This window comes from Megalodesulfovibrio paquesii (assembly GCF_054653055.1).
The window spans coordinates 1,112,561-1,132,691 of the sequence record NZ_BAAIGQ010000005.1; the positions used below are offsets into that span (position 1 = coordinate 1,112,561).

Below are 20,131 nucleotides of genomic sequence, written 5' to 3' on the forward strand. Positions count from 1 at the left end.
GCGTCCTGACGTATTCACCCCATCGCAGCCAGTGCGCAAGGAACAGCTCTCATGGAAACGGCACTCACCGCCCTGATTCTGGGCATTGTGGAAGGGCTGACGGAGTTTTTGCCCGTCTCTTCCACCGGGCATCTCATCCTGGCCGGCAATCTGCTGGGCTACACCGGCCCCCGGGCGGATACCTTTGAAGTCATCATTCAACTCGGCGCCATCCTGGCCGTGGTGGTCATTTACCGGGAGCGCTTCTGGGGACTGCTCGTCCCGCAGGCGGGGCAGGCCTTTGGCGGCATCCGCGGAATGTGGCTGCTGTTCCTGACCTGTCTGCCAGCAGTCATTGTGGGTCTGCTGGCCCACGGAGCCATCAAGGAGCACCTCTTTGGCCCCAAAACCGTGGCCATGGCCCTGGGCGTGGGCGCTCTGGCCATTTTGTGGGTGGAATCCCGGCAGCGGCGCTCCCGGTATCGCACCCTGGACGACCTGACGCCCATGCTGGCCCTGGGCGTGGGGCTGTTTCAGTGTCTGGCGTTGTGGCCGGGGTTTTCCCGCGCCGCCGCAACCATCATGGGTGGCATGATTCTGGGCGCCGACCGCAAGACCGCGGCGCAATATTCCTTCATCGCTGCCGTGCCCATCATGTTCGCGGCCACGGGGTATGATCTTTATAAAAGCTGGTCCATCCTGGATGCGAGCTGGTTTCAGTTCCTGGCCATCGGCTTTGTTGTCAGCTTTGTGTCGGCCTGGCTGGCTGTGAAGGGATTTATCACCCTGCTGGGTGCCATCACCCTGCGGCCCTTTGCCTGGTACCGCCTGGCCCTGGCGCCGATTGTGCTGCTGTTCTGGCCTTCGTGAAAAAAATGTGGAGCAGGACACAAATTGTGCTTGCCAAGCCCCTGTGTTCTGCGTAAAGAGACGTGCTTCGCGGGGCGCATCAGTTTTCGGCGCTTCGGGTGATGGCGAGGTAGCTCAGGTGGTCAGAGCATGCGGCTCATATCCGCAGTGTCGGGGGTTCAAGTCCCTCCCTCGCTACCAGAAAGAACAAGGACGTCGGCAACGGCGTCCTTTTTTTTGTGCGAGTTCAGATAAGGAACAGATAAAGACCAGTCTTGTGTGGGCGGCAGGCTGCACCCTGTCTGCGTCAGACGCGAGCGTACCGGGGCCTTTCCGGGAATCATGAAAAACCCTCACGCTATTAATTTGCCATTTCTATCAAATTGCGGCATCGCATTGGCAGATCGGTAAAAACTGCTGACCCGTCATGCCGTCTCGAGACTGCGGCCGGGTTTCACACGACAACGGCGCCGCCATTTCCGGCGGTTATTCCCGATGGGTGAACACCATGCATCGAGACGACGAGCAGCCCCAGGCATCCCAACCCTCCCCGCCTACCGCCGAAAGTGACGAGGGGGGGCAATCCCAGATCCCCCCTGCCCCTGAGACCATCCCCGCCCTGATCCCTCTGGCCGGGGGCAAAGAGCCGGCGGCAGCCCTGCCGGCCGAGGATTCCCGTCTTGGCGGGCTCAAATACATTGTCGGCATTGGGGCCAGTGCCGGCGGGCTGGAGGCGCTGCAGAGCTTTTTCGCCAGCATGCCCATCGATACGGGGCTGGCATTCATCGTCGTGCAGCACCTGTCCCCGGACTACAAGAGCCTGATGGTGGAACTGCTTTCCAAATACACGGACATGGCCGTGCTGCGGGTGGAAGGCGATGGCATGCCCATTGAGCCGAACACCGTGTATTTGATCCCTCCCAAGAAGAACATGGTGGTTGTGGGCGGCAAACTGTATTTGTCCGAGCAGCCCGAACGCCATGCCTTGAACCTGCCCATCGATGTCTTTTTGCGCTCGCTGGCTGAAGACCAGAAAGACCGGGCCATTGCCGTGATTCTGTCTGGTACTGGCAGCGATGGCACCCGCGGCGTGCGGGCCGTGAAGGAGGAAGGAGGCACGATATTCGTGCAGGACGAAGGCTCCGCAAAGTTCAATGGCATGCCCAAAAGCGCCATCAACACGGGCCTGGCCGACTACATCCTGCCTCCCGAAGAGATGCCCGCCGCGCTGGTGAACTTCATCCGGCATCCCTTTGTCTCCAGGCCGCCGCATGTGCGCGAGGAAACCCTGGAGTACGACCCCGAAGACCACTTTGGCAGGCTTTTTCAGCTGCTGCAGAAAAAAACCAAGGTGGACTTCACCCATTACAAGCCCACCACGGTCATCCGCCGCATCGAACGCCGCATGGGCATTGTCCAGGTACACAGCCTGGATGATTACGTTGCCTATACCGTTAAAAATCCTAATGAGATCAATGCGCTTTTCAAGGATTTGCTCATCGGCGTCACCAAATTCTTTCGAGACGCGGATGCCTGGGCCGTCCTGCGCACACAGGTGCTGCCCAAACTGTTTCAGGACGCCCAGGAAGAAGGCCGGGATTCCGTGCGCGTCTGGGTGGCAGGGTGCTCCACGGGGGAAGAAGCGTACACCGCAGCCATGCTGCTGCAGGATTGCAAGGAAGAGCTTGGTTCCACCTTGGAAATCAAGGTGTTTGCCACGGATATCGATCGCAGCGCCCTGGAGATTGCCGGCCTGGGCAACTATCCGGAAAGCATTGTTGCCGATATTGATGTCACCTTTTTGAGCAGGTATTTTGAAAAACGCCCCAACGGGTATCAGGTCAAACGTAACATCCGGGAACTGGTTGTTTTTGCCTTGCAGAATCTGGTGAAAGATCCTCCTTTTACCAAAGTAAACCTCATTTGCTGCCGCAATCTTCTCATTTACCTGCAGCCTGTGGTGCAAAAGCGGGTCCTCTCCATCTTCAACTATTCCCTGCACCCAAAGGGCGCCATGTTCCTGGGCATCAGCGAAACAGTGGGCGACATGGAAGATGCATTCCGGGCCCTGGACAGTCGCAACCGGCTGTACCTGCACACTGGCAAGGGCGTGCTCCCCCTCAAGGGCCCTCTGGCCATGATTTCGGCTCCCGAGTATTCCGCACGCCTGGCGCGCCCGGCCCAGGTCGAGGTGTGGCCACACAAGCGTGTGGAAATGCAGGAGAAATACTACCACGAAATCATCAACCGCCTCGTTTCGACCCTGTTGGTCGTCAACGAAGAGCGCGAGCTGGTGCAGACATTTGGCAATCCCAAGGCTTTTTTGAATTTTCCAGTGGGCAACGTCCACCTGGACCTGCTGAGCATGCTCCCCAGGGAGCTTTCCCTGGCGGTGTCTTCTGCCCTGCACAACGTGCGCAAGGACAAAAAACCTTGCGATTATACTGGAGTGCGCGTCAAGGAGAATGGCGATGTGCGTCTGGTGGACATCAAGGTGGACTGGCTGCCGGTGAACAAAACCGGCGGCAAGTATTTCCTTGTCCAACTGGCGGAAACGACGAAACCTGCCGCTGAAATACACGCCATCCCTCTCACTTCGGATGAAAGCGAGGCTCTGTTTGCCCAGCGCATCCAGGACCTCGAGCAAGAGGTGCAGTTCACCAGGGAAAATCTGCAGGCCACCATCGAGGAATTGCAAACCTCCAACGAGGAACTGCAGGCCTCCAACGAGGAACTGCTGGCGGCAAACGAGGAATTGCAGTCAACAAACGAGGAATTGCAATCCGTCAATGAAGAGCTGAACACGGTCAATGCCGAATACCAGGCCAAGAACATCGAGCTGACCAAGGTCAACCTCGATTTGAAGAACCTGATGGAAAGCACGGAGCTGGCCACGCTCTTTTTGGACAAGAACCTGCGCATCCGGCGGTTCACCCCTTCCATGGCCCGCACGGTCAGCATTCTGCCCCAGGATGTGGGCCGGCCCATTTCCGACCTGGCCATTCCCGTCATCAACCAGCATCTGGCTGCCTCCCACCGGGTGCTGGCCACGGGCGAAGTGGCGGAGCGGCAGGTTCAGACGGAAGACAAGCATTTTCTTCTGCGGATGCTGCCGTTTATCAACGAACGCAATGAGATTGACGGCGTGGTGATGACCCTGGTGGATGTAAGCTCCCAGAAGGAAGTGGAGCGGACACTGCAGCGCCATATCAATTTGATTGAAACCATTCTCGAATCCAGCCCTGCCGCCCAGCTGATGGTTGATGCCGATGGCAACATCACGTATGCCAACAAGGGCGCGGAAGAAATTCTGCATTTGCCCAAGCAGGCACTCATGCGATCCAGCATGCAGTCCGGCCGCCTTAAACTGACAGATCTTGACGGCAGGCCGCTGATGCAGGACTACGGCCCGGTGGCCAGCATTGTGGAAACCGCAGCCCCCCTGCGCAAGTTTGTGGTTCGGCAACTGATTGATGGCGTGGAGTATTTCATCAACATCAGCGGCAACCCGATTCTGGACGAAAACGGGCAGGTCAAAGGGGCGGTCCTCAAACTGCTGGAAATCGGCAGCCATACCGAGAAGTCTCCCTCATGAATGCGCACCCCTCGACCCAGGCCGCCGGCCCTGCGGTCCTGATTGTGGATGATGACGAAGCCACTCAGGATGTCCTGGCCCGGTTGCTTTCCCGCAAGGGGTATACACCCCTGACGGCTTCCGATGGCCCCCAGTGTCGGGCCGTGTTGGCGCAGGCGCAACCGGATCTCATTCTGCTGGATCTGTTTCTGCCTGGAGAAGACGGCTTCTCCCTGCTCCGGGAGCTCAGGCAATCGCCCTCCACACGCGATGTGCCGGTGATCATTCACACCCTCATGGACCGCTGCGATTACAAGGAAAAGGCCCTGGCCCTGGGTGCTACCGTGTATTTGCCCAAGCCGCTGGACCTCCGCGAGGTGCTGGACCAGGTTGCCAGACTGGTTCCGCCGGCAGCCTGATCTGCGCCTGCCCTCCCCCGCGCCGGAAACGCCATGAGTGACTTTGACGCCGTGTACAGGGAGCTGATGCAGCACCGCGGAGTGTGCATGGCCATGCTGGATGAGACCGGCGGCCTGCTGCACGTCAATCCTCCTTTGTGCGCCCTGCTGGGGAGGTCGCAAGCCGCCCTGCAGGCGCTGCGACTCGTGGATCTGCTGCACCCCGAAGAGGTCCAGACCCAAGGACCGCGCATTGCGGCCCTGCTGGCCGGCAGTCAGGAGCACGTATCGGATGAAATGTGCCTGCTGCACGCCGAACAGCGCGAGGTCTGGTGCATTGTGGCCATAAGCCGCCTGACGCCCGCCTCTCTGCCCGGCCCGCAGGAGACTGACCCAGGCATCCCCCGGGCCTTCGTTTCCATTCAGGATATCACCCCCCTGCCCCTGGCTGTGGAACAGCTCAAGCGCACCGTGGCGGAGCTGGAGTGTCGCAACCAGGAGCTGGAAGAACTCACGTACGTCATCTCCCATCACCTCCGGGAACCCCTGCGGGGCATCTTCAATTACCTGAGCATCTTACAAGATGAGCATCGTCAGTCTTTCCAGGGGGATGGGCTGGCGATTCTGGATAAACTCCTGAGGCTTTCCCGGCGGGTGGACGCCCAGCTCCAAAGTCTGCTTTCCCTTTCCCGCGCAGGGCTTTCGGCCCTGATGGCAGAGCGAACGGACATGCGCCAGCTGGCCGTGGAGGCGGTGGAGAATCTGGCCGCCCTGATGGAGGCGCGCCATGCCCGGGTGCACATTCCCGACTCCCTCCCGGAAGCTGTCTGCGACCGCATGGCCGTGGCCGAATTGTGGCAGATTCTCATCGGCAATGCCCTGCGATACTCTGACCATCCAGCCGGTTGCGTGGAGATTGGGTCTCTGGACGGCCCTGCCCGGGTGTATTATGTCAGGGATGATGGCATTGGCATCCCCGAACAGGATCAGGACACCATCTTCATGCTCTTCAAAAGGTTGCATGCTCACGGACGCTACGGCGAAGGCAGCGGCGCGGGATTGTCCATTGCCCGGAAAATCGTCTCCCGCCATGGCGGACGGCTTTGGGTGGACTCAATTCCCGGTCAGGGAAGTACCTTTTATTTCACGCTTTCCGGGGGGGAAGATGCGCACCACGGCTCCAACGAGCATAGCGGATAAGGTTGCTGCAGCACAGGTGGGGATTCCTCCAGGGAGGGACGCATGAGCCATCCGCCGGAAAACACCCCCCACCGCTTTTTCTCGCTGCGCAAACGTGCGGAAGACGCCCTGGCCAGAATGGCCTTGCGACCTCAGCTGGACCCAGCCGAGATGGGAGATGTGCGCGAACTCATGCACGAACTCTCCATCTACCAGGTTGAGCTGGAGATGCAGAACGATGAGCTGCGCCACGCCCAGCAGGCGCTTGAGCAGTCCCACCGCCTGTCCGACGCCCTGCTCTCCACCTCGCCCATTGGCATGCTCCTGGTCAACGCGGAGGCCCTCGTGCTGCGGTCCAATCTCGCCGCAGCCCGCATGCTGGGGTTGGACAAGGTGCACCTGGAGGGGCAACGCTTCAGCATGTTTGTGGATCCGGACTCACTGTACGAGTTTCAGGGCACTCTGGCCCAGAGCCTGGATTCCCAGGCCAAACCGCAGTCCTGTGAAATCATTCTGCGCCGGATTGGCGGCATACGCTTTCACGCCCGCTTCGACTGTTCCCCCCTGCGTCTGGAGGATCAGCAGCAGCAGCAAATTGTCTGCACCTTTCAGGACATTTCCGATTCAGTGTCCGTGCGCGAATCCTTGCGTCAGGAAAACCGCTTCCTGGATATCCAGCTCCAGCAACGGGCCTGCGAGCTTGAGGCGCGCAACAGACAGCTTGAGGAGCTGCTCCGGCAGTACGAGACGGCCAAGGCCCAGGCCCAGTCTGCCCAACGGGCCAAGACCGCGTTCTTGCACAACATGAGCCATGAGTTGCGTACCCCGCTGCATGGGTTGATGTCGCTGTCGGAACTGCTGATGGGCACGCTGCACGCCCCGCAGGAGCGGGAGCTGGTGGCCCTGGCCAAGAGCGGCGTGATCGGCCTGGTGGAGTTGTTTCAGGATCTGCTGGATCTGGCCGCCATGGAAGCCGATGCCCTGCAGGTGCGCCTCACCCCGACGCCGCCACAGCAAATTTTTGATGCCGTGCTCCGGAGCATGGCCCCGGTGGCCGCCACCAAAGGGGTGGAGCTGCACGACATGCCCTGCCCGCTCCACGCTGCACCAGCCAGTTGCGCAGGCGTGATGACGGATCCGGTCCGGCTCAAGCAGGTGTTGCTTGCCCTGCTCAGCAACGCCATCAAGTTCAGTTCCGCAGCCGGAGGGCCGGTGGTCCTGCGGTGCGAACTCGAAGATAAGCAATGGTGCTATGTTATTGAAGATCATGGCCCCGGCCTGCCGCCCGAATGTCTGCAGGAAGCTCTTGAACCCTTTGTGCAGGGCCAAGAGAGCATGCGCCTGACCCGCACCCACGCCGGCCTCGGCACCGGGCTGCCCCTCGCCCGGCGCCTCACGGGCTTGCTGGGGGGAACGCTTCTGCTGGAAAACAAATCGAACGGCGGCGTTCGCGCCACGGTGTGTTTGCCTGCGGCCCCACTTTCCGCATGCGGGCAGGACCACAGCGAGCAATAACCAAGGGACGAGATAACTATATGTCTGCAGCGAATCATCTGATCAATCCTCTTCCACTGACACGCGACAGACATGAATTGCTGCGAAAACTCGCCCATGAACTGTTGCGCACCAGTCTGAAGAATCACGTCAATATCGACACCATGTCTGTGGAGGAACTGGTGCATGAACTTTCCGTGCACCAGGTGGAGCTGGAGCTGCAGAACCAGGAGCTGCATGAAGCGCGGCTCGCCATGGAGGAGTCAAAGCACTTTCTGCACGATCTCTTCGCCCTCGCTCCCGTGGCCTATCTGGTGCTGGAAGAAGGGGCGGTCATCCGGGAGGCGAACAATCTTGCCTGTGACTGCTTCTCCCTGCCCAAAAACGTGCTCATCGGCCAGCGGCTGAGCCAGTTCGTCCGTCCCGAGTGTTTGTACGAGTTCCGGGAACTGTTCGATACCCCCTGGGACCAGCGCATCCCCGTGCGGCGGGACGTGACCTTCAGGTCCCACAATGGCCGCGAATTCCTGGGACGGCTCGAAGTGCGCCGCAGGACCGTGCTCCGCGATGCCGCCCTCGCCGCGCCCCAGTGGTTGTGCGCCATACAGGATGTGACCGAAGACAAACGTACCCGGGAGGCCCTGTTGCAGGCCAAGCAGACCCTGGCTCTGGCCGTGGAAGAGCGCACCAACGAGCTGGAGCGCGCGTTGGGTGAGCTGCACAAGGAAATCGAACACCGCAAGACAGCCTACCGGGACATGGCCCGGAGCAAGGCCCATTACGAGGCGCTGTTTCATAATAACGCCGTGGGGATTGCCCTGGTTTCCGAATCCGGGATCCTCCTGGATCTCAACCATACCATGGGCAGGCTGCTTGGTTGCGACCCCTCCCTGCTGCACGGCAAGCCCCTGCTTCCGGTGCTGGGATGCCCTGCCCTGACGCTGCAGATGCTGCTGCAGGAATCGCCATTGTCGATTGAGCTGGACCGTGATCCGTCCGCCGCCGGGGTCAAGTCAGTGGCGCTCTCCTGCCGTCGCATCGACCCCTGCCGCAAGGACGCCGGCGTGGTGCTGGTGCTGCACGACATTTCCGAACAAAAGGGGCTTGAGCGGCTCAAGCAGGAGGTGGAGCGGATTCTGTTTCATGATTTGCGCGGCCCCATCGCCTCCATTCACAGCTTCAGTTCGTTGTTGGCGACGGCTCCAGACATTGCCCCGGTCGATCTGCATGAAATCTGGTGCACCATCAGCAGCACCTCCAAGCGTGCGCTGGATCTGATCAACAGCTCCACGGACCTGTATCACATCGAGCGGGGCGATTTCCGCTTTGCGCCCCAGCCAACGGCACTGCTGCCGATCATTGAGGCCTTGCGGGAAGAGTTGCGCAGCATGTTTCCGAGCAAGCGTGTGGAGGTGGTCGAAAAACACGGGCTCCCCGCTCCCGGCCCCCGGTTGTCCTGCATGCCGCACCTGTTTTCCACCATGCTGTTCAACCTGATGCAGAACGCCCTGGAGGCCTCTCCGCCTCAGGGGGTGGTACGGGTGCAGGTGGTGCAGAGTTCGTCGGGAATAGTCATTGCCATCCACAATGCCGGCGCCGTCCCCCGGGAGATACGCGACCGTTTTTTTGAAAAATATGTGACCTTTGGAAAAAACGGCGGCACCGGGCTGGGCACGTACTCCGCCCGCCGCATTGCCGAGGCGCACGGCGGCAGCATCGATATGACCACCTCGGAAACGGATGGCACCACGGTGTGGCTGCGGTTTCCCGGGTAACGGCTGGCCTGCGCGCAGCGGGCGCAGCGCTGACGCCTCAGCCCCGGAGTCCCTTGACCAGGAGCATCACTCCCAGGATCAGCAACAAATAGACGATGATGCGGCGGTACACGGTTTCGCTGATGCGGCCGTAGCAGCGCATCCCGCCCCACAACCCCAGGGCCAGACCGGGGAAGGCTGCCGCATAGCCGGAGAGCACGGCCGGAGTGATCATCCCCGTGGCCAGGTGCATGCAGGTCACGCCAATTGTGGTGATCAGGAAAAAGCCGATCATGGTCGCCTTGATCCGGTCCTTGGTCCAAGGCTGCATGGCTGTGTAGATGATGATGGGCGGGCCGGAGGCCGTGATGGCCCCTCCCAGGCAGCCGCCCAGAAATCCAGCTACATACGCCCACACCGTCCGGGTATCGCGCTGAATGAGCCGGCCCGAGAGGGCATACCCGCAATAGGCCAGCAGCACCACGCCAAGGAGAATCTGCAGGGTTTCTGCAGAAACGGCCCTGAGCACCAGCACCCCGGCAGGAATGCCAGGGGCCGCGCCAACGAGCATGGGCACCAGGGAATTGCCGCGCATGTGTTTGAAGAGCTGGGCACCCAGCACGATATTGATGGTCAGCGCCAGCAGATTCACCAGGACGATGACGATCTTGATGTCCAGCAGCAGGGTCATGAGCGGCAGGGCAATCAGCACCACCCCCACTCCGGCCAGCCCCTGCGTGAATGATCCAAACCCGGCAATGGCGCTCAGCAGAATGGCTTCGTACATTTCTGCCGGCTTACTGCAAGAAGCCGCCGGGGGCAACCGCCTTTCTTCGGCACCACGTTTTCAGCCCGTCTTGCCGGGGGCATCTCCTCGCAGACCAGCGGCTTGCCGTTGCCGGGACTGCACCTGCTCTACCACCTGCGTCAGTTCTTCAAGCGTGACGGGTTTGGAGATGTAGCCATCCATGCCCGCTCCCAGGAACAGATCCCGATCCCCGGCCATGGCATAGGCGGTCATGGCGATCATGGGGATCCCTCGCTGGCGCTCGCCGGCATGCCCCTGGCGGATGGCCCGCGCAGCCTCCACCCCGTCAAGCTCGGGCATCTGCACGTCCATGAGCACCAGATCAAACCCGCCGTCTCGCAAGGCCGCCAGAGCCAGTCGTCCGTTTTCAACCACCGTGGCCGTGGCCCCGGCAAGGGAGAGCATGCGCACCGCCACCATGGCGCTGACGCGGTCATCCTCGGCCACCAGCACACGCAACCCGGCCAGGCTGTTTCCGGGCCTGCTCAGCGGGGCTGGCTCTTTCTCCAGCCCGTTCACCAGGGCCTCCGAGGGGCGGGCGAAGGTAATGCAAAAGAGCACGCTGGTGCCAACGCCAACCTCGCTGTCCACGGCAATGCTCCCGCCCATGAGTTCCACCAGCCGCTTGCAAATGGCCAGTCCCAGGCCCGCGCCCTGATGGCGACGCGTAAATCCCTTGACTGCTTGAGAAAATGGATTGAATAATTTCCCCAGGTTCTGATCCGAAATGCCGATGCCGGTATCCGATACAATGAAAAGCGCCCGGCACTCGTCAGGGGTTCTTGGAGGAAGGGGATAGGCCTCCACGGTGACGCTGCCTGCGGAGGTGAACTTCAGGGCATTGCCCACCAGATTGTTGAGCACCTGTTGCAGGCGGATGGCATCGCCAAGCAGGTCAATGTCCAACGCAGGGTCAAGCTGCATGGAGAAGGCGATTCCGGCTTCCCGGGCCGTTGCCAGAAACAGATCCCGCACCTGTTCAAAGACCTCGGAGAGGCGCAGGGGCTCGGAGATGATGGGCATCTTGCCGGCTTCGATACGCGAAAGATCCAGAATATCCGCCAGCAGCCGCGTCAGACGCCGGCAGGAGTGCAGCGCTGTTTCAACGTATTCCGCCTGTTCCACCGGCAGGCTGCCAACGGACAACAGCTGCAGCATGCCCATCACCCCGTTCAACGGGGTGCGGATTTCGTGGCTCATGTTGGCCAGAAACTCCGACTTGGTCCGGTTGGCGGACTCGGCCGCCTCCTTGGCCTGCGCCAGGAGTTCCCGCGTTTCGTGTTCTTCGGTAACATCCCTGAAAATGGACATGTTCATGGGCTGGCCGCCCTGCCGCAGTCTGCGGCCGGTGGAGTCCACCCAGCGGACTTCGCCATTTTTCCGCACAATTCTGAAGGTATGCCGCACAGCGTCGCAATCACCGGCCAGACGCTGTCGCAGGCTTTCACGGACGGTTTCGCGGTCTGCGGGATGCACCAGCTGCCACATGTGCTCTTCGTCCAGCGCGTACACCTCTTCCGCAGAATAGCCCAGCAGTCTGGTATAGGCGGGGTTGACCCATACGATGCGCGGCGGCAGTCCGGCCTGTACGGAGATGGCGTCCAAAGAATGTTCAAAGAGGGTCCGGTAGCGTTCTTCGCTTTCCTGAAGACGTTGCTCGGCCTTCTTGCGCTCTGTGATGTCCCGCACCACGGCAAAGACCAGCTGTTCCCCGAAAATAACGCTGCTTGCCGCGCTGACTTCCACGGGGAAGATGCTGCCATCCTGGCGACGGAACCAGGACTCGAACACCGTGCGCGTCTGTTCCGCAATCAAATGCCCCTTGTTCTCCTCGCCATCTGCGCCATGCACTTCGAACTCATGCACACAGCGGCCGACCACTTCTCCCGGGGCCAGGCCAAGCATTTCCCCCACGCGCTGGTTTGCCTCCAGCACCTGCTGCCGGCTGTTGAGAATGACAATGCCGTCGCCGCTCAGGTTCATGAGCGCCTCGCGCCGGAGCACCTCCAGGTCCCTGGCTTCCTTGGCCTTGATCAGTTCGGCGCGGTCCCATTCCAGGGCCTGGGCCATCTGGTCCACCGCATGCGACAATTGCCCCAAGGAGCCTCCAGAACCGGACATCTCGCTGCGGGCGGACAAATCCCCGGCGCCCAGGCGTTGGGTTACCCCGACCAACCGAGCCACCCGGTCCCGGATGCCGTATTTACCAACCACCATGGCCAGCAGGGAGGAGCAGAGCAGCGACAAAGCCAGCCAGCCCAGGTAGCGCCGGGTCACCACATCGGCCTGTTCAAGCACCGCTGCCTCGGGCACGCCTACAAAGATGTTCAGGTACGGTTGGCCATTTTCCATGGCCACACGGCGGACGGCATACACGCGGCGCACCCCATCCCGGCTCGTTTCGGTAAACAACCCCTGGCGATGAATCATCGTGACCTGAGCCCAGACGTGAGGCGGGATGGGAGCCCCGATGATCGCGGTTTCCTGGTGGGGATACCGGTACAGCCGGCGACCATTCCTGTCGACCAGCCCGACAAAGGAATCCTTGGGGAACATTGCCTGATCAAACACTGTTGCGGCATCTTCCAGCCGCAAGGTGGCGATGAGGACGCCGCAGATGTTTCCCAGGGTGTCATGCACCGGATAGGCAAAGGGCAGGATCTGTACCCCGCTGACCTTGCCCACGGCATACTCGCCGACGGCAAAGGAGTCCTTGGCGACAGCTTCCTGGAATTCTTTGCGTTCCTTCAAATTCTGTCTGGTGAAAGGAAGCGCGGAGGCCAGGGCCTCGCCTGTGGCATCCAGCAAGGCAAAATTCACATAGCCGGGATTAGTGGTCAGCGCGTTGCGAAACAAGGCCGTACAGGCTTGGGCGTCCAGCGCGCGCACTGCAGGGTCATCGGACAAGGCAGCCAGAATGGTCCGGATTCGACGCGCCTCTGCCTCTTGCTGGTGCGCATAATATTCGGCCAGCCGCAGCGTGGCGCTGCCCGCATGCAGCAACTCATGCCCCCGGCGTTCCCAGCCGGAACCCAGCACCACCCCCAGCAACGGTATCACCCCTGCCAGCACCACCAAGGCCAAGTTCATTCGTACCGAACCGGGCAGCCTGATCATGCGGGCCCTCCTCTCATACAGCACCTCGTCGCGCACGGCGCACTGCAAGGGCCGCAGCGGCGTTCAGATGGGCTGCAACGCGGCTTCCTGAGGTGGGACAGGGAATGGGAACAGGACGCCGCATTTGGCGCCTGGCAGCATGCGATGCGCATTCCCCCCCTCCTCCATTCAGTTGACGTAAGCCACGCCACAGACAACCCTGGCCCGGGGCCCGGCTCCCGGGGCAGGCGCTGCGAAGGAACACCCCACACGATTTCTTAAGCATATTCTCCCCCCGCCGTGTTTCGCAACTTCTTTTTCCTCTGGAATGCTGGTGAACCCCTGAATGTTTGAAACAAGTCCCCTGGGGGCTTGCCAGGACCCCATGGGCATGGCACAAATTTCTCCACATGCTGGCACGACGTTACATACCAAAGAGAGCCCATGCCCATGCCCTGCACGCCCCGTATTCCCATGCCGCCAGTTCAGTTTCCGCCCCCGAGGCCCCCTCTCCGAAGACTTTCTGGAATGGCCTGTGTTCTGGCCCTGTGCTGCAGCCTGTTTATGGCAGTGCCTTTGGCGTACGCTGCAGAGGGCGCTGTAGCAGGGGACGTGCCCAAGATTGAGGTGGAACTCAAAACCAAGATCATGTTCGACAGCTGGACCTCCTATGAGTTCGGCAATCCCTGGGCGCCGTACCAGTCACCCCTGAGCAGACTGGAATTTCCCATGGATTCGATCTGGACCGGCCTGGCTGTGCGCGGCGAGCTCGGCCGGGTGTCCCTGGGCATGGAATTCCTGACCACGCTCGCCGATCAGGAGTCCGGCCTCATGCGGGATTCCGACTGGGATGACGACAGCATCCCCGGCCGTCTGGCCACGTTCAGCTCTTCTGCCTGCCGGATGCGGCCGAGCTATCAGTTTTCGGCCGATATTGATCTGCAGATCGCCGATCTTGTCGGCCTGCCCGAGGGGGTGCAACTCCGCCCCGTGGCTGGCTTCCGCTGGCAGCAGGTCTCCTTTACCACGCACGACGGGGTACAGAACACCTTTGACCCAACTGGCGTAGCCGACAGCTTTGACCCGCTCTTTGGTGATACCATTGATTTTGACCAAACCTGGCGGCAGTTTTTTGTCGGGGTACGCCTTGGCTACGAGTGGACAGACCTGCCGGTGCTGCACCGTCTGGCCGTGCATGCCCAGGGTGACTGGAGCCACGTGCAGGGCAACAACTTGGACCACCACCTCCTGCGCGAGGACAGAGTCACCAGGGAACGCACCTGGGGGTATGCCTGGCACGGCCTGCTGGGCGTGAGCCTGGGCCTTTCCGAACAGCTGGATCTGGATCTTGAGGCTGAGTATCTGCGTATCGAAACCACCGGTAGCCATGAGATGATCATCCGGTCCATGGATACCTATATAAACTGGAGCCATGGCGTGCGGGCCTGGTCAGAGCAGCGCACCGTATCCGCTGCTCTGGAATATCGTTTTTAGAGAATACTATGTTGGATTATTCCTGACTCAATCTGGGTATTTTCCCCCCTCTCTGGACAGGCCCTGGCAATTCCTCTACTGAGGAGCAAGCTGCTCTGTGCATTTTCCTCCAAGTCATCCTGGCTTTTGCCGGCACCTCCACCGTCGAGTTCTGCCATGCCGCTACTTCTCATTGCAGACGATTCCATGTTCCAGCGTTTCAACATCGCCAAGGTTGCCCGGGGGGTGGGGTTTGAGGTGCTGGAAGCCAAGACAGGCGCAGAGTGTCTGGAACTGCTGCAGCAGCACGCCCCGGAGGCCCTGACCCTGGATCTGAACATGCCGGACATGACGGGATTTGAGGTGCTGGAAGTGCTGGCAACCGCACCAAGTCCACCAAAAGTTGCTGTCATTACTGCAGATATCCAGAATACTACCAGGGAGCGTGTGGAAGTGCATCCCTTCGTCACCCTGTACAACAAGCCCCTGGCCGAAGCCACGCTCAAGGACTTTCTGCAACATGCCCTCGCCTGATCCTTCCACCTGTGCCGGCTCCAGCTGCCATGCCTCGGAAATGCAGCTGGATCTGTTGCGCGAACTCATCAATGTGGGCATTGGCCGGGCGGCGGCAGCCATCAACCAGCTGACCAATTCCCACGTCATCCTGAGCATTCCCCGCGTGCAGGTCCTGCGGGTGGCCGAAGTGCTGGCCGAGGCCGAAGGGATGGTCGAAGGCCATGTTTCCGTGGTGGAGTTGGGATTTGACGGACTGTTCACCGGCAGTGCCGTGCTCATTTTTGCCCCCAACGAGGCGACCCGGCTGGTGGAGATTCTGCTGGGTGATACGCCCTCTCCCGAGGAGATTCACCTCATGCACGCCGGCACCTTGCAGGAAGTGGGCAATCTGGTGCTCAACGCCGTCATGGGCAGCATCGCCAACATTCTTGGAGATAGCTTCACCTACCTGCCTCCGGACCATTTCGAAACCCCCTTTGCCGACCTGCTGCTGCACGACGCCACCGAAGCTTCCGTCATTCTCATTGCCAGAACGAGTTTTATCCTGGAAAATCACGTGGTGGAAGGCACGGTGTTGGTTATTTTCAAGCAAGGATCCTTCACCGCGCTCCTGGAGGCTGTGGACGCCACCTTACGGGCTGCCGGCATGTTGGACCACGCATAAAGGCTCTGCCCTCATGGATTTAGAACGTCAGATATTTGTGGAAAGCTGCATGGAGCATCTTGACCATGCGGAACAGGCTGTCCTGGAAGTGGAGGATGGCGGACCGTTTCAGGAGTTGCTGCAACTGGTGTATCGCAGCCTGCACACCATCAAGGGCGATGCAAAAACCTTTGGCAGTGTTCTGGCGGCCACCATGGCCCATACGCTGGAGGACGAGCTGGAAATGATTCTCCACCAAGGCCCCCCCTTGCGCAAGGAACACGCCACCATGCTGCTCACCAATCTGGACGCCCTGCGCGCGGCCATTCACACGGCATGAACACTCCTCTTTGCCACGGCGTCAGCGTCTGCTATCCCATCCTGGACCTCATGCCCCTGGGTGTGGTGGTGTTCGATGCGCAGTACACCATCCTGTTATGGAACAAGTGCATGGAGCAATGGACGGGCCGTTCCGGCAGTGAAATGCGTGGCGCCAATCTGCTGGAGCACTATCCCGCCCTGGATGACATCAAATACCGCTCCCGCATCGATCCCCTTTTTCAGGGTGGGCCGCCAACCATTTTTTCCTACCATGTGCACAAACACCTGATCCCGGCCCAGCTGCCGGACGGGACTTTGCGCCGACAGCATTGCGTGGCCAGCGGCATCCGCCTGGACCCGCACAGTCAGCCCCTGGCCGTGCTGACCCTGCAGGACATGACCGAGGTGCACCACCGCATCAATGAGATTACCGCCCTGCGTGAACATGCAGAGCAGGAGCTGGAAAAGCGCAAACAGGTGGAATGCACCCTGCTGCAAAGCCAGAAGCACCTGAAAGAGCTGGCCTCCACGGACGACCTGACCGGTGTGGCCAACCGGCGCAAGGTCATCAGCACCTTGCGCGCTGAACTAGACCGCAGCAAACGCACCCTGGCGCCCGTGAGTCTTATTGCCTTTGATGCCGACCACTTCAAGCGCATCAACGACACATATGGCCACGATGTGGGTGATATGGCCCTCTGCCTGCTGGCCAGCACCCTGGGGCAGCAGGTGCGGGAGATCGATACCGTGGGCCGGCTTGGTGGAGAGGAATTTGCCGTGGTGCTGCCGGAAACCGCCTTGCAGGACGCGCTCCTGGTGGCGGAACGCATCCGCAAGGCGGTGGAATCCACCCCGCTCTGGCACGGCGAGGAGCGCATCCCCCTCACCGTGAGTGCTGGTGTGGCTTCGATTTCTGCAGCAGAGGACCACGATGGCCCGCGCACCTTGATGAAGCTGGCGGACGACGCGTTGTATCTGGCCAAGCGCGCGGGGCGCAACCGCGTGGAAGGTCCTCCGGATCAGCCTCTGCCGCAGCCTTCGTAAGCACAGCCATCGATGCCCGGATTTCCGCCGGGGCTCTTCTGTTCCGGGGGGCGTTCAGCGCCTATACTGGCGGAGCAATGTGCACGAGCACGCGCATGTCTGTCTCGGCTTCCACCCCATGCAGTTCGGCAATGGGGCAGAGGCAATGATCGCCGGCGACTGCAGGATGTGCGCCTTCGGCAGCCAGAAAACGTCCCGTTCCATCAATCACGGTCAGGGAGACGTAGCCTTCGTCCTCGTGCTTGTGCAAGGGCAGCGCCTGGCCGGCCTTCAGATTGAATTGCAGGATCTTGACGTAGGGAGAATCAAGCAGCAGCGTCCGGGATGGGCCGGTTTCGCGAAACTCGCCCAGGGTGGTCAGTGTGGTGTATTGCATGGGAATCTCCTTTGGTGTTGTCGACTCTTGCACACAACATACGACATGCTGACGATACAGTCCTTGATGTATGTCAGGTCGCACCACAACTTGTTGTTTCGCCCCCCTCCTGCATGGGCAGCACGACATGAAAGACCGCGCCGCCAACGGGGTTTCCTGCCTTGTCAACGTGGGCGCTGGCCCAGATGCGCCCGCCATAGTGTGAGACAATCTGCCGGCAGATGGCAAGCCCCAACCCCGTGCCCCTGACCGGCTCGTCAGAGTTTGGCTCCCGCGGGCTTTGATAGAAGGTCTCGAACACCCGTTCCAGTTCTGTTTCCGGAATGCCACGGCCGGTATCGGCCACGGTGATGTGCAGTGTCCCGTCCTTCTGGGTGGCCGACAGGGCTACCGAGCCCTGGCGCGTGTTTTTGCAGGCATTGTCCAGCAGGTTCACCAGCACCTGCACCAGTCGGTCTTCATCCAGCAGCAGGCAGGGCGCCCTGGGCATGGGCCCGACTGATAACGCCACCTCGCCTTTGGCTTCAAACCTTGGCCGTACCAGCCGTACGGCCCGCGTCACCAGCGTTTCGGGCGACACGCGGGTGTCGTTCCAGGCCATCCTGCCCGACTCAATCTTAGATAAATCTAGAAAATCATTGATTATCCTTCCAAGGCGCCGCCCCTCGGATTCGATGATGTCCAGATTCTCCTTGATGCGTGCGCAGCGCCGGGCCAGATCGGCCGGCTCATGGCATACCCTTTCCACATGTGTGGTAAATTCCTTGCGAATCAGATGGATGAAGCCATACATGGCCGTGAGTGGCGTGCGTAACTCGTGCGAGACGGTATTCATGAGGGTGGACTTCATCTCCCCCAGGTCGCGCAGGGCCTGGTTGGCGGTCTCCAGCTCGCGCGCCTGCTGCGCCAGATCCCTGGTTCGCTCCTCCACCTGGCGCTCCAGATCATCGCGGGCATTGCGCAAGGCTTCTGCGGAAAGGCGTTGTTTGAGCACTTTCCAGGCCGAATCCACCAGCAGGGAGAGCCTGAGGATATCGGCATCGTCGTAGTCACTGGCCTTGCCGCCCAGGGCCACCCGGGCGATCAGCTGCCCATCGCTCTGCACGGGCACCACCAGAATACGCGTGGCTGGCGTGGCGGACTGTTCCGCGATGCACGCCTCCGGGGCGTTGTCCAACACGGGCGCATTCTGGGCCACCGCCTGCTGCCAGGCCGCACTCCGGGCCAATCGCCGCGCCTCTGCCGGCAGGGCCAGCGGCAGGCAGGGCCTGCAGGCATCCGGCTCAGGGAGATCGGTCAGACCAACGCACTCCGCATAGCCCAGGGTACTGCCGGAACAGGCCATGCCCGCATCCAGCGCCAGGGCAAGGATGGTGGCCGGTTCCCGGCCTTCATGCTGCAGCACGCGCACCAGACTGCGAAGATACAGGTCGTTGCCGCGCAGTTGGGCCTCGGCCTGTTTGAGGGCCGTGATGGCCCGGGCCTGCTGGACATTCTGATAGGCGATGTCGGAAAGTTGATTGGCCAGGGTATAGAGCACCTGGGCCACATCCCGGAACCGTTCCAAGGACATGACTGGCACATCCTGATAGGCCCGCAGGAGCTCCTCTTCGTCCACTTCGATTTCGCGGGCGTATTGCCGCAGCTGCGCTTCGGTCAGCGAATCATCCCGGGCCTGGCCGATGAGCCAGTTGCCAATATGCAAGCCACCCACGGTAATGCCTGCGCCGGCATCCCACAATCCTCCGCTCAGGCACCGCTGTATCCTCGGCCCCTCCGTGGAGGCACGGCCAAGCAGCGAGTCGGAAACCTTGCAGTTTTGCCTTCCCTTGGGCGAGTTGCGAACAATTTCGATGCAGAATTTGCAAAAATTGCTGGGGCGGGTGATAGGCGTGCCATCCGGGCGGGTGATGAGGGAAGCCACCCCCGTGGCGCGGGAGAACTCATCCTGCAGACGCTGAAGGTCTTCCAGACGAAAGAGTTCCTCAATCGCAATCTCTCCCACCTCGCCCAGTGGCCGGGTCAGGGCCATCATGCGCCGTTCCAGGGCCTCTTCGGCGCGCTTGCGGGCGGTTACGTCGCGGGCCACCCCAAGCACCCCGATGACCCGGCCTTCCGCGTTGCGCATGGGGGTTTTGACGGTTTCAAAAATGCCCTGCCTGTCAACGCCGGCAAAGGTGAGCATCTCTTCATTATGGGTGGCTTTGTCTGCCTGCAGGGCCAGGCGGTCCCGGACCTGGAAAAAATCGGCCAGGGTGGGATCGAACAAGTCATGATCCGTCCGTCCCAGAATCTGTGCCTCACTCCGGCCGACAAACGTCTCAAAGGCCGCATTGGCATACAGATACACACCGTTCACATCCTTGAGCCAGACGAGATCGGGTATGGTCGCCAGCATGGCCCGCAGCTGGCTTGCCTCGCACAAGGGCAAGCCAGCAGGGAGGGTGGCAGGTGCTGCCTGTTCCGGAGAATCGGCAGGAGCCATTGGCTGGTCATGGATGGGCATGCGCCTTCCTCTGTGATGCACTGAGATAACAGGATAGCACAACACCTCGGCATGATGGAATGGGGAAGAGGCAAATAAATCCTGAAGGGCCGATACCGCCAGGGAGGTTTCCCGCATGGCC

15 protein-coding genes and 1 tRNA gene are annotated in these 20,131 nt (G+C 60.9%); 12 read left to right on the forward strand and 4 right to left on the reverse strand.

From position 1 onward, the window contains the following. Positions 1–51 precede the first annotated feature (51 nt). The 7 genes from ACYQ00_RS11610 to ACYQ00_RS11640 all read left to right on the forward strand — a co-directional run bounded on the left by ACYQ00_RS11610 (position 52) and on the right by ACYQ00_RS11640 (position 9,248). Positions 52–849, forward strand: a complete 798-nt coding sequence (locus tag ACYQ00_RS11610; protein WP_460032270.1) for an undecaprenyl-diphosphate phosphatase — start codon at positions 52–54, stop codon at positions 847–849. 103 nt (positions 850–952) lie between these two features. Beyond that, positions 953–1,029, forward strand: a tRNA-Met gene (locus ACYQ00_RS11615). 307 nt (positions 1,030–1,336) lie between these two features. Next, the gene (locus tag ACYQ00_RS11620; RefSeq protein WP_460032271.1) at positions 1,337–4,423 is read left to right on the forward strand and encodes a chemotaxis protein CheB; all 3,087 of its coding nucleotides are present in this window, start codon (positions 1,337–1,339) and stop codon (positions 4,421–4,423) included. Continuing rightward, complete coding sequence (locus ACYQ00_RS11625) at positions 4,420–4,821, forward strand: response regulator (protein WP_460032272.1); 402 nt, start codon at positions 4,420–4,422, stop codon at positions 4,819–4,821. Before ACYQ00_RS11620 ends, ACYQ00_RS11625 begins: the two co-directional genes overlap by 4 nt. 33 nt (positions 4,822–4,854) lie before the next feature. Further along, on the forward strand, positions 4,855–6,000 hold the full coding sequence (locus ACYQ00_RS11630; protein ID WP_460032273.1) for a sensor histidine kinase: 1,146 nt from the start codon (positions 4,855–4,857) through the stop codon (positions 5,998–6,000). Positions 6,001–6,042: 42 nt separating this feature from the next. Then, a complete protein-coding gene (locus ACYQ00_RS11635) occupies positions 6,043–7,494 on the forward strand; it encodes a PAS domain-containing sensor histidine kinase (protein WP_460032274.1) in 1,452 nt (483 codons plus the stop codon). Between the two features lie 20 nt (positions 7,495–7,514). Then, positions 7,515–9,248 carry a sensor histidine kinase gene (locus ACYQ00_RS11640; RefSeq protein WP_460032275.1) on the forward strand — a complete coding sequence of 578 codons (1,734 nt, stop codon included), beginning with the start codon at positions 7,515–7,517 and terminating at the stop codon, positions 9,246–9,248. 37 nt (positions 9,249–9,285) lie between these two features. On the opposite strand, the gene ACYQ00_RS11645 is transcribed toward ACYQ00_RS11640, so the two are convergent. After that, entirely contained in the window at positions 9,286–10,014 is a 729-nt protein-coding gene (locus ACYQ00_RS11645) for a sulfite exporter TauE/SafE family protein (RefSeq protein ID WP_460032276.1), read from the reverse strand. A gap of 60 nt (positions 10,015–10,074) precedes the next feature. After that, positions 10,075–13,152: a PAS domain S-box protein gene (locus tag ACYQ00_RS11650; RefSeq protein WP_460032277.1), complete on the reverse strand. Its 3,078-nt coding sequence runs from the start codon at positions 13,150–13,152 to the stop codon at positions 10,075–10,077. A 591-nt stretch (positions 13,153–13,743) separates the two neighbouring features. Here ACYQ00_RS11650 and ACYQ00_RS11655 point away from each other — a divergent pair. The 5 genes from ACYQ00_RS11655 to ACYQ00_RS11675 all read left to right on the forward strand — a co-directional run bounded on the left by ACYQ00_RS11655 (position 13,744) and on the right by ACYQ00_RS11675 (position 17,128). Next, positions 13,744–14,625, forward strand: coding sequence for an omptin family outer membrane protease (locus tag ACYQ00_RS11655; RefSeq protein WP_460032278.1), 882 nt, complete (start codon positions 13,744–13,746; stop codon positions 14,623–14,625). A 156-nt stretch (positions 14,626–14,781) separates the two neighbouring features. Then, complete coding sequence (locus tag ACYQ00_RS11660) at positions 14,782–15,138, forward strand: response regulator (protein WP_460032279.1); 357 nt, start codon at positions 14,782–14,784, stop codon at positions 15,136–15,138. After that, on the forward strand, positions 15,125–15,784 hold the full coding sequence (locus ACYQ00_RS11665) for a chemotaxis protein CheC (protein ID WP_460032280.1): 660 nt from the start codon (positions 15,125–15,127) through the stop codon (positions 15,782–15,784). Before ACYQ00_RS11660 ends, ACYQ00_RS11665 begins: the two co-directional genes overlap by 14 nt. A gap of 13 nt (positions 15,785–15,797) precedes the next feature. Continuing rightward, positions 15,798–16,103: an Hpt domain-containing protein gene (locus ACYQ00_RS11670; RefSeq protein ID WP_460032281.1), complete on the forward strand. Its 306-nt coding sequence runs from the start codon at positions 15,798–15,800 to the stop codon at positions 16,101–16,103. Further along, positions 16,100–17,128 (forward strand): GGDEF domain-containing protein, encoded by a 1,029-nt coding sequence (locus ACYQ00_RS11675; RefSeq protein ID WP_460032282.1) that lies wholly within the window; start codon positions 16,100–16,102, stop codon positions 17,126–17,128. Before ACYQ00_RS11670 ends, ACYQ00_RS11675 begins: the two co-directional genes overlap by 4 nt. Positions 17,129–17,189: 61 nt before the next feature. Here the strand turns inward: ACYQ00_RS11675 and ACYQ00_RS11680 are convergent, their stop codons facing one another. Together ACYQ00_RS11680 and ACYQ00_RS11685 are read right to left on the reverse strand one after the other, a co-directional pair. Then, positions 17,190–17,504, reverse strand: a complete 315-nt coding sequence (locus ACYQ00_RS11680) for a cupin domain-containing protein (protein WP_460032283.1) — start codon at positions 17,502–17,504, stop codon at positions 17,190–17,192. 73 nt (positions 17,505–17,577) lie between these two features. Further along, the gene (locus ACYQ00_RS11685) at positions 17,578–20,010 is read right to left on the reverse strand and encodes a PocR ligand-binding domain-containing protein (protein WP_460032284.1); all 2,433 of its coding nucleotides are present in this window, start codon (positions 20,008–20,010) and stop codon (positions 17,578–17,580) included. Positions 20,011–20,131 lie beyond the last annotated feature (121 nt).

Coding starts and splice junctions, on each gene's coding strand:
- ACYQ00_RS11670 (WP_460032281.1), top strand. CDS start 15,798: ATGGATTTAGAACGTCAGATATTTGTGGAAAGCTGCATGGAGCATCTT.
- ACYQ00_RS11635 (WP_460032274.1), top strand. CDS start 6,043: ATGAGCCATCCGCCGGAAAACACCCCCCACCGCTTTTTCTCGCTGCGC.
- ACYQ00_RS11665 (WP_460032280.1), top strand. CDS start 15,125: ATGCCCTCGCCTGATCCTTCCACCTGTGCCGGCTCCAGCTGCCATGCC.
- ACYQ00_RS11640 (WP_460032275.1), top strand. CDS start 7,515: ATGTCTGCAGCGAATCATCTGATCAATCCTCTTCCACTGACACGCGAC.
- ACYQ00_RS11620 (WP_460032271.1), top strand. CDS start 1,337: ATGCATCGAGACGACGAGCAGCCCCAGGCATCCCAACCCTCCCCGCCT.
- ACYQ00_RS11645 (WP_460032276.1), bottom strand. CDS start 10,014: ATGTACGAAGCCATTCTGCTGAGCGCCATTGCCGGGTTTGGATCATTC.
- ACYQ00_RS11685 (WP_460032284.1), bottom strand. CDS start 20,010: ATGCCCATCCATGACCAGCCAATGGCTCCTGCCGATTCTCCGGAACAG.
- ACYQ00_RS11630 (WP_460032273.1), top strand. CDS start 4,855: ATGAGTGACTTTGACGCCGTGTACAGGGAGCTGATGCAGCACCGCGGA.
- ACYQ00_RS11660 (WP_460032279.1), top strand. CDS start 14,782: ATGCCGCTACTTCTCATTGCAGACGATTCCATGTTCCAGCGTTTCAAC.
- ACYQ00_RS11680 (WP_460032283.1), bottom strand. CDS start 17,504: ATGCAATACACCACACTGACCACCCTGGGCGAGTTTCGCGAAACCGGC.
- ACYQ00_RS11650 (WP_460032277.1), bottom strand. CDS start 13,152: ATGATCAGGCTGCCCGGTTCGGTACGAATGAACTTGGCCTTGGTGGTG.
- ACYQ00_RS11675 (WP_460032282.1), top strand. CDS start 16,100: ATGAACACTCCTCTTTGCCACGGCGTCAGCGTCTGCTATCCCATCCTG.
- ACYQ00_RS11625 (WP_460032272.1), top strand. CDS start 4,420: ATGAATGCGCACCCCTCGACCCAGGCCGCCGGCCCTGCGGTCCTGATT.
- ACYQ00_RS11610 (WP_460032270.1), top strand. CDS start 52: ATGGAAACGGCACTCACCGCCCTGATTCTGGGCATTGTGGAAGGGCTG.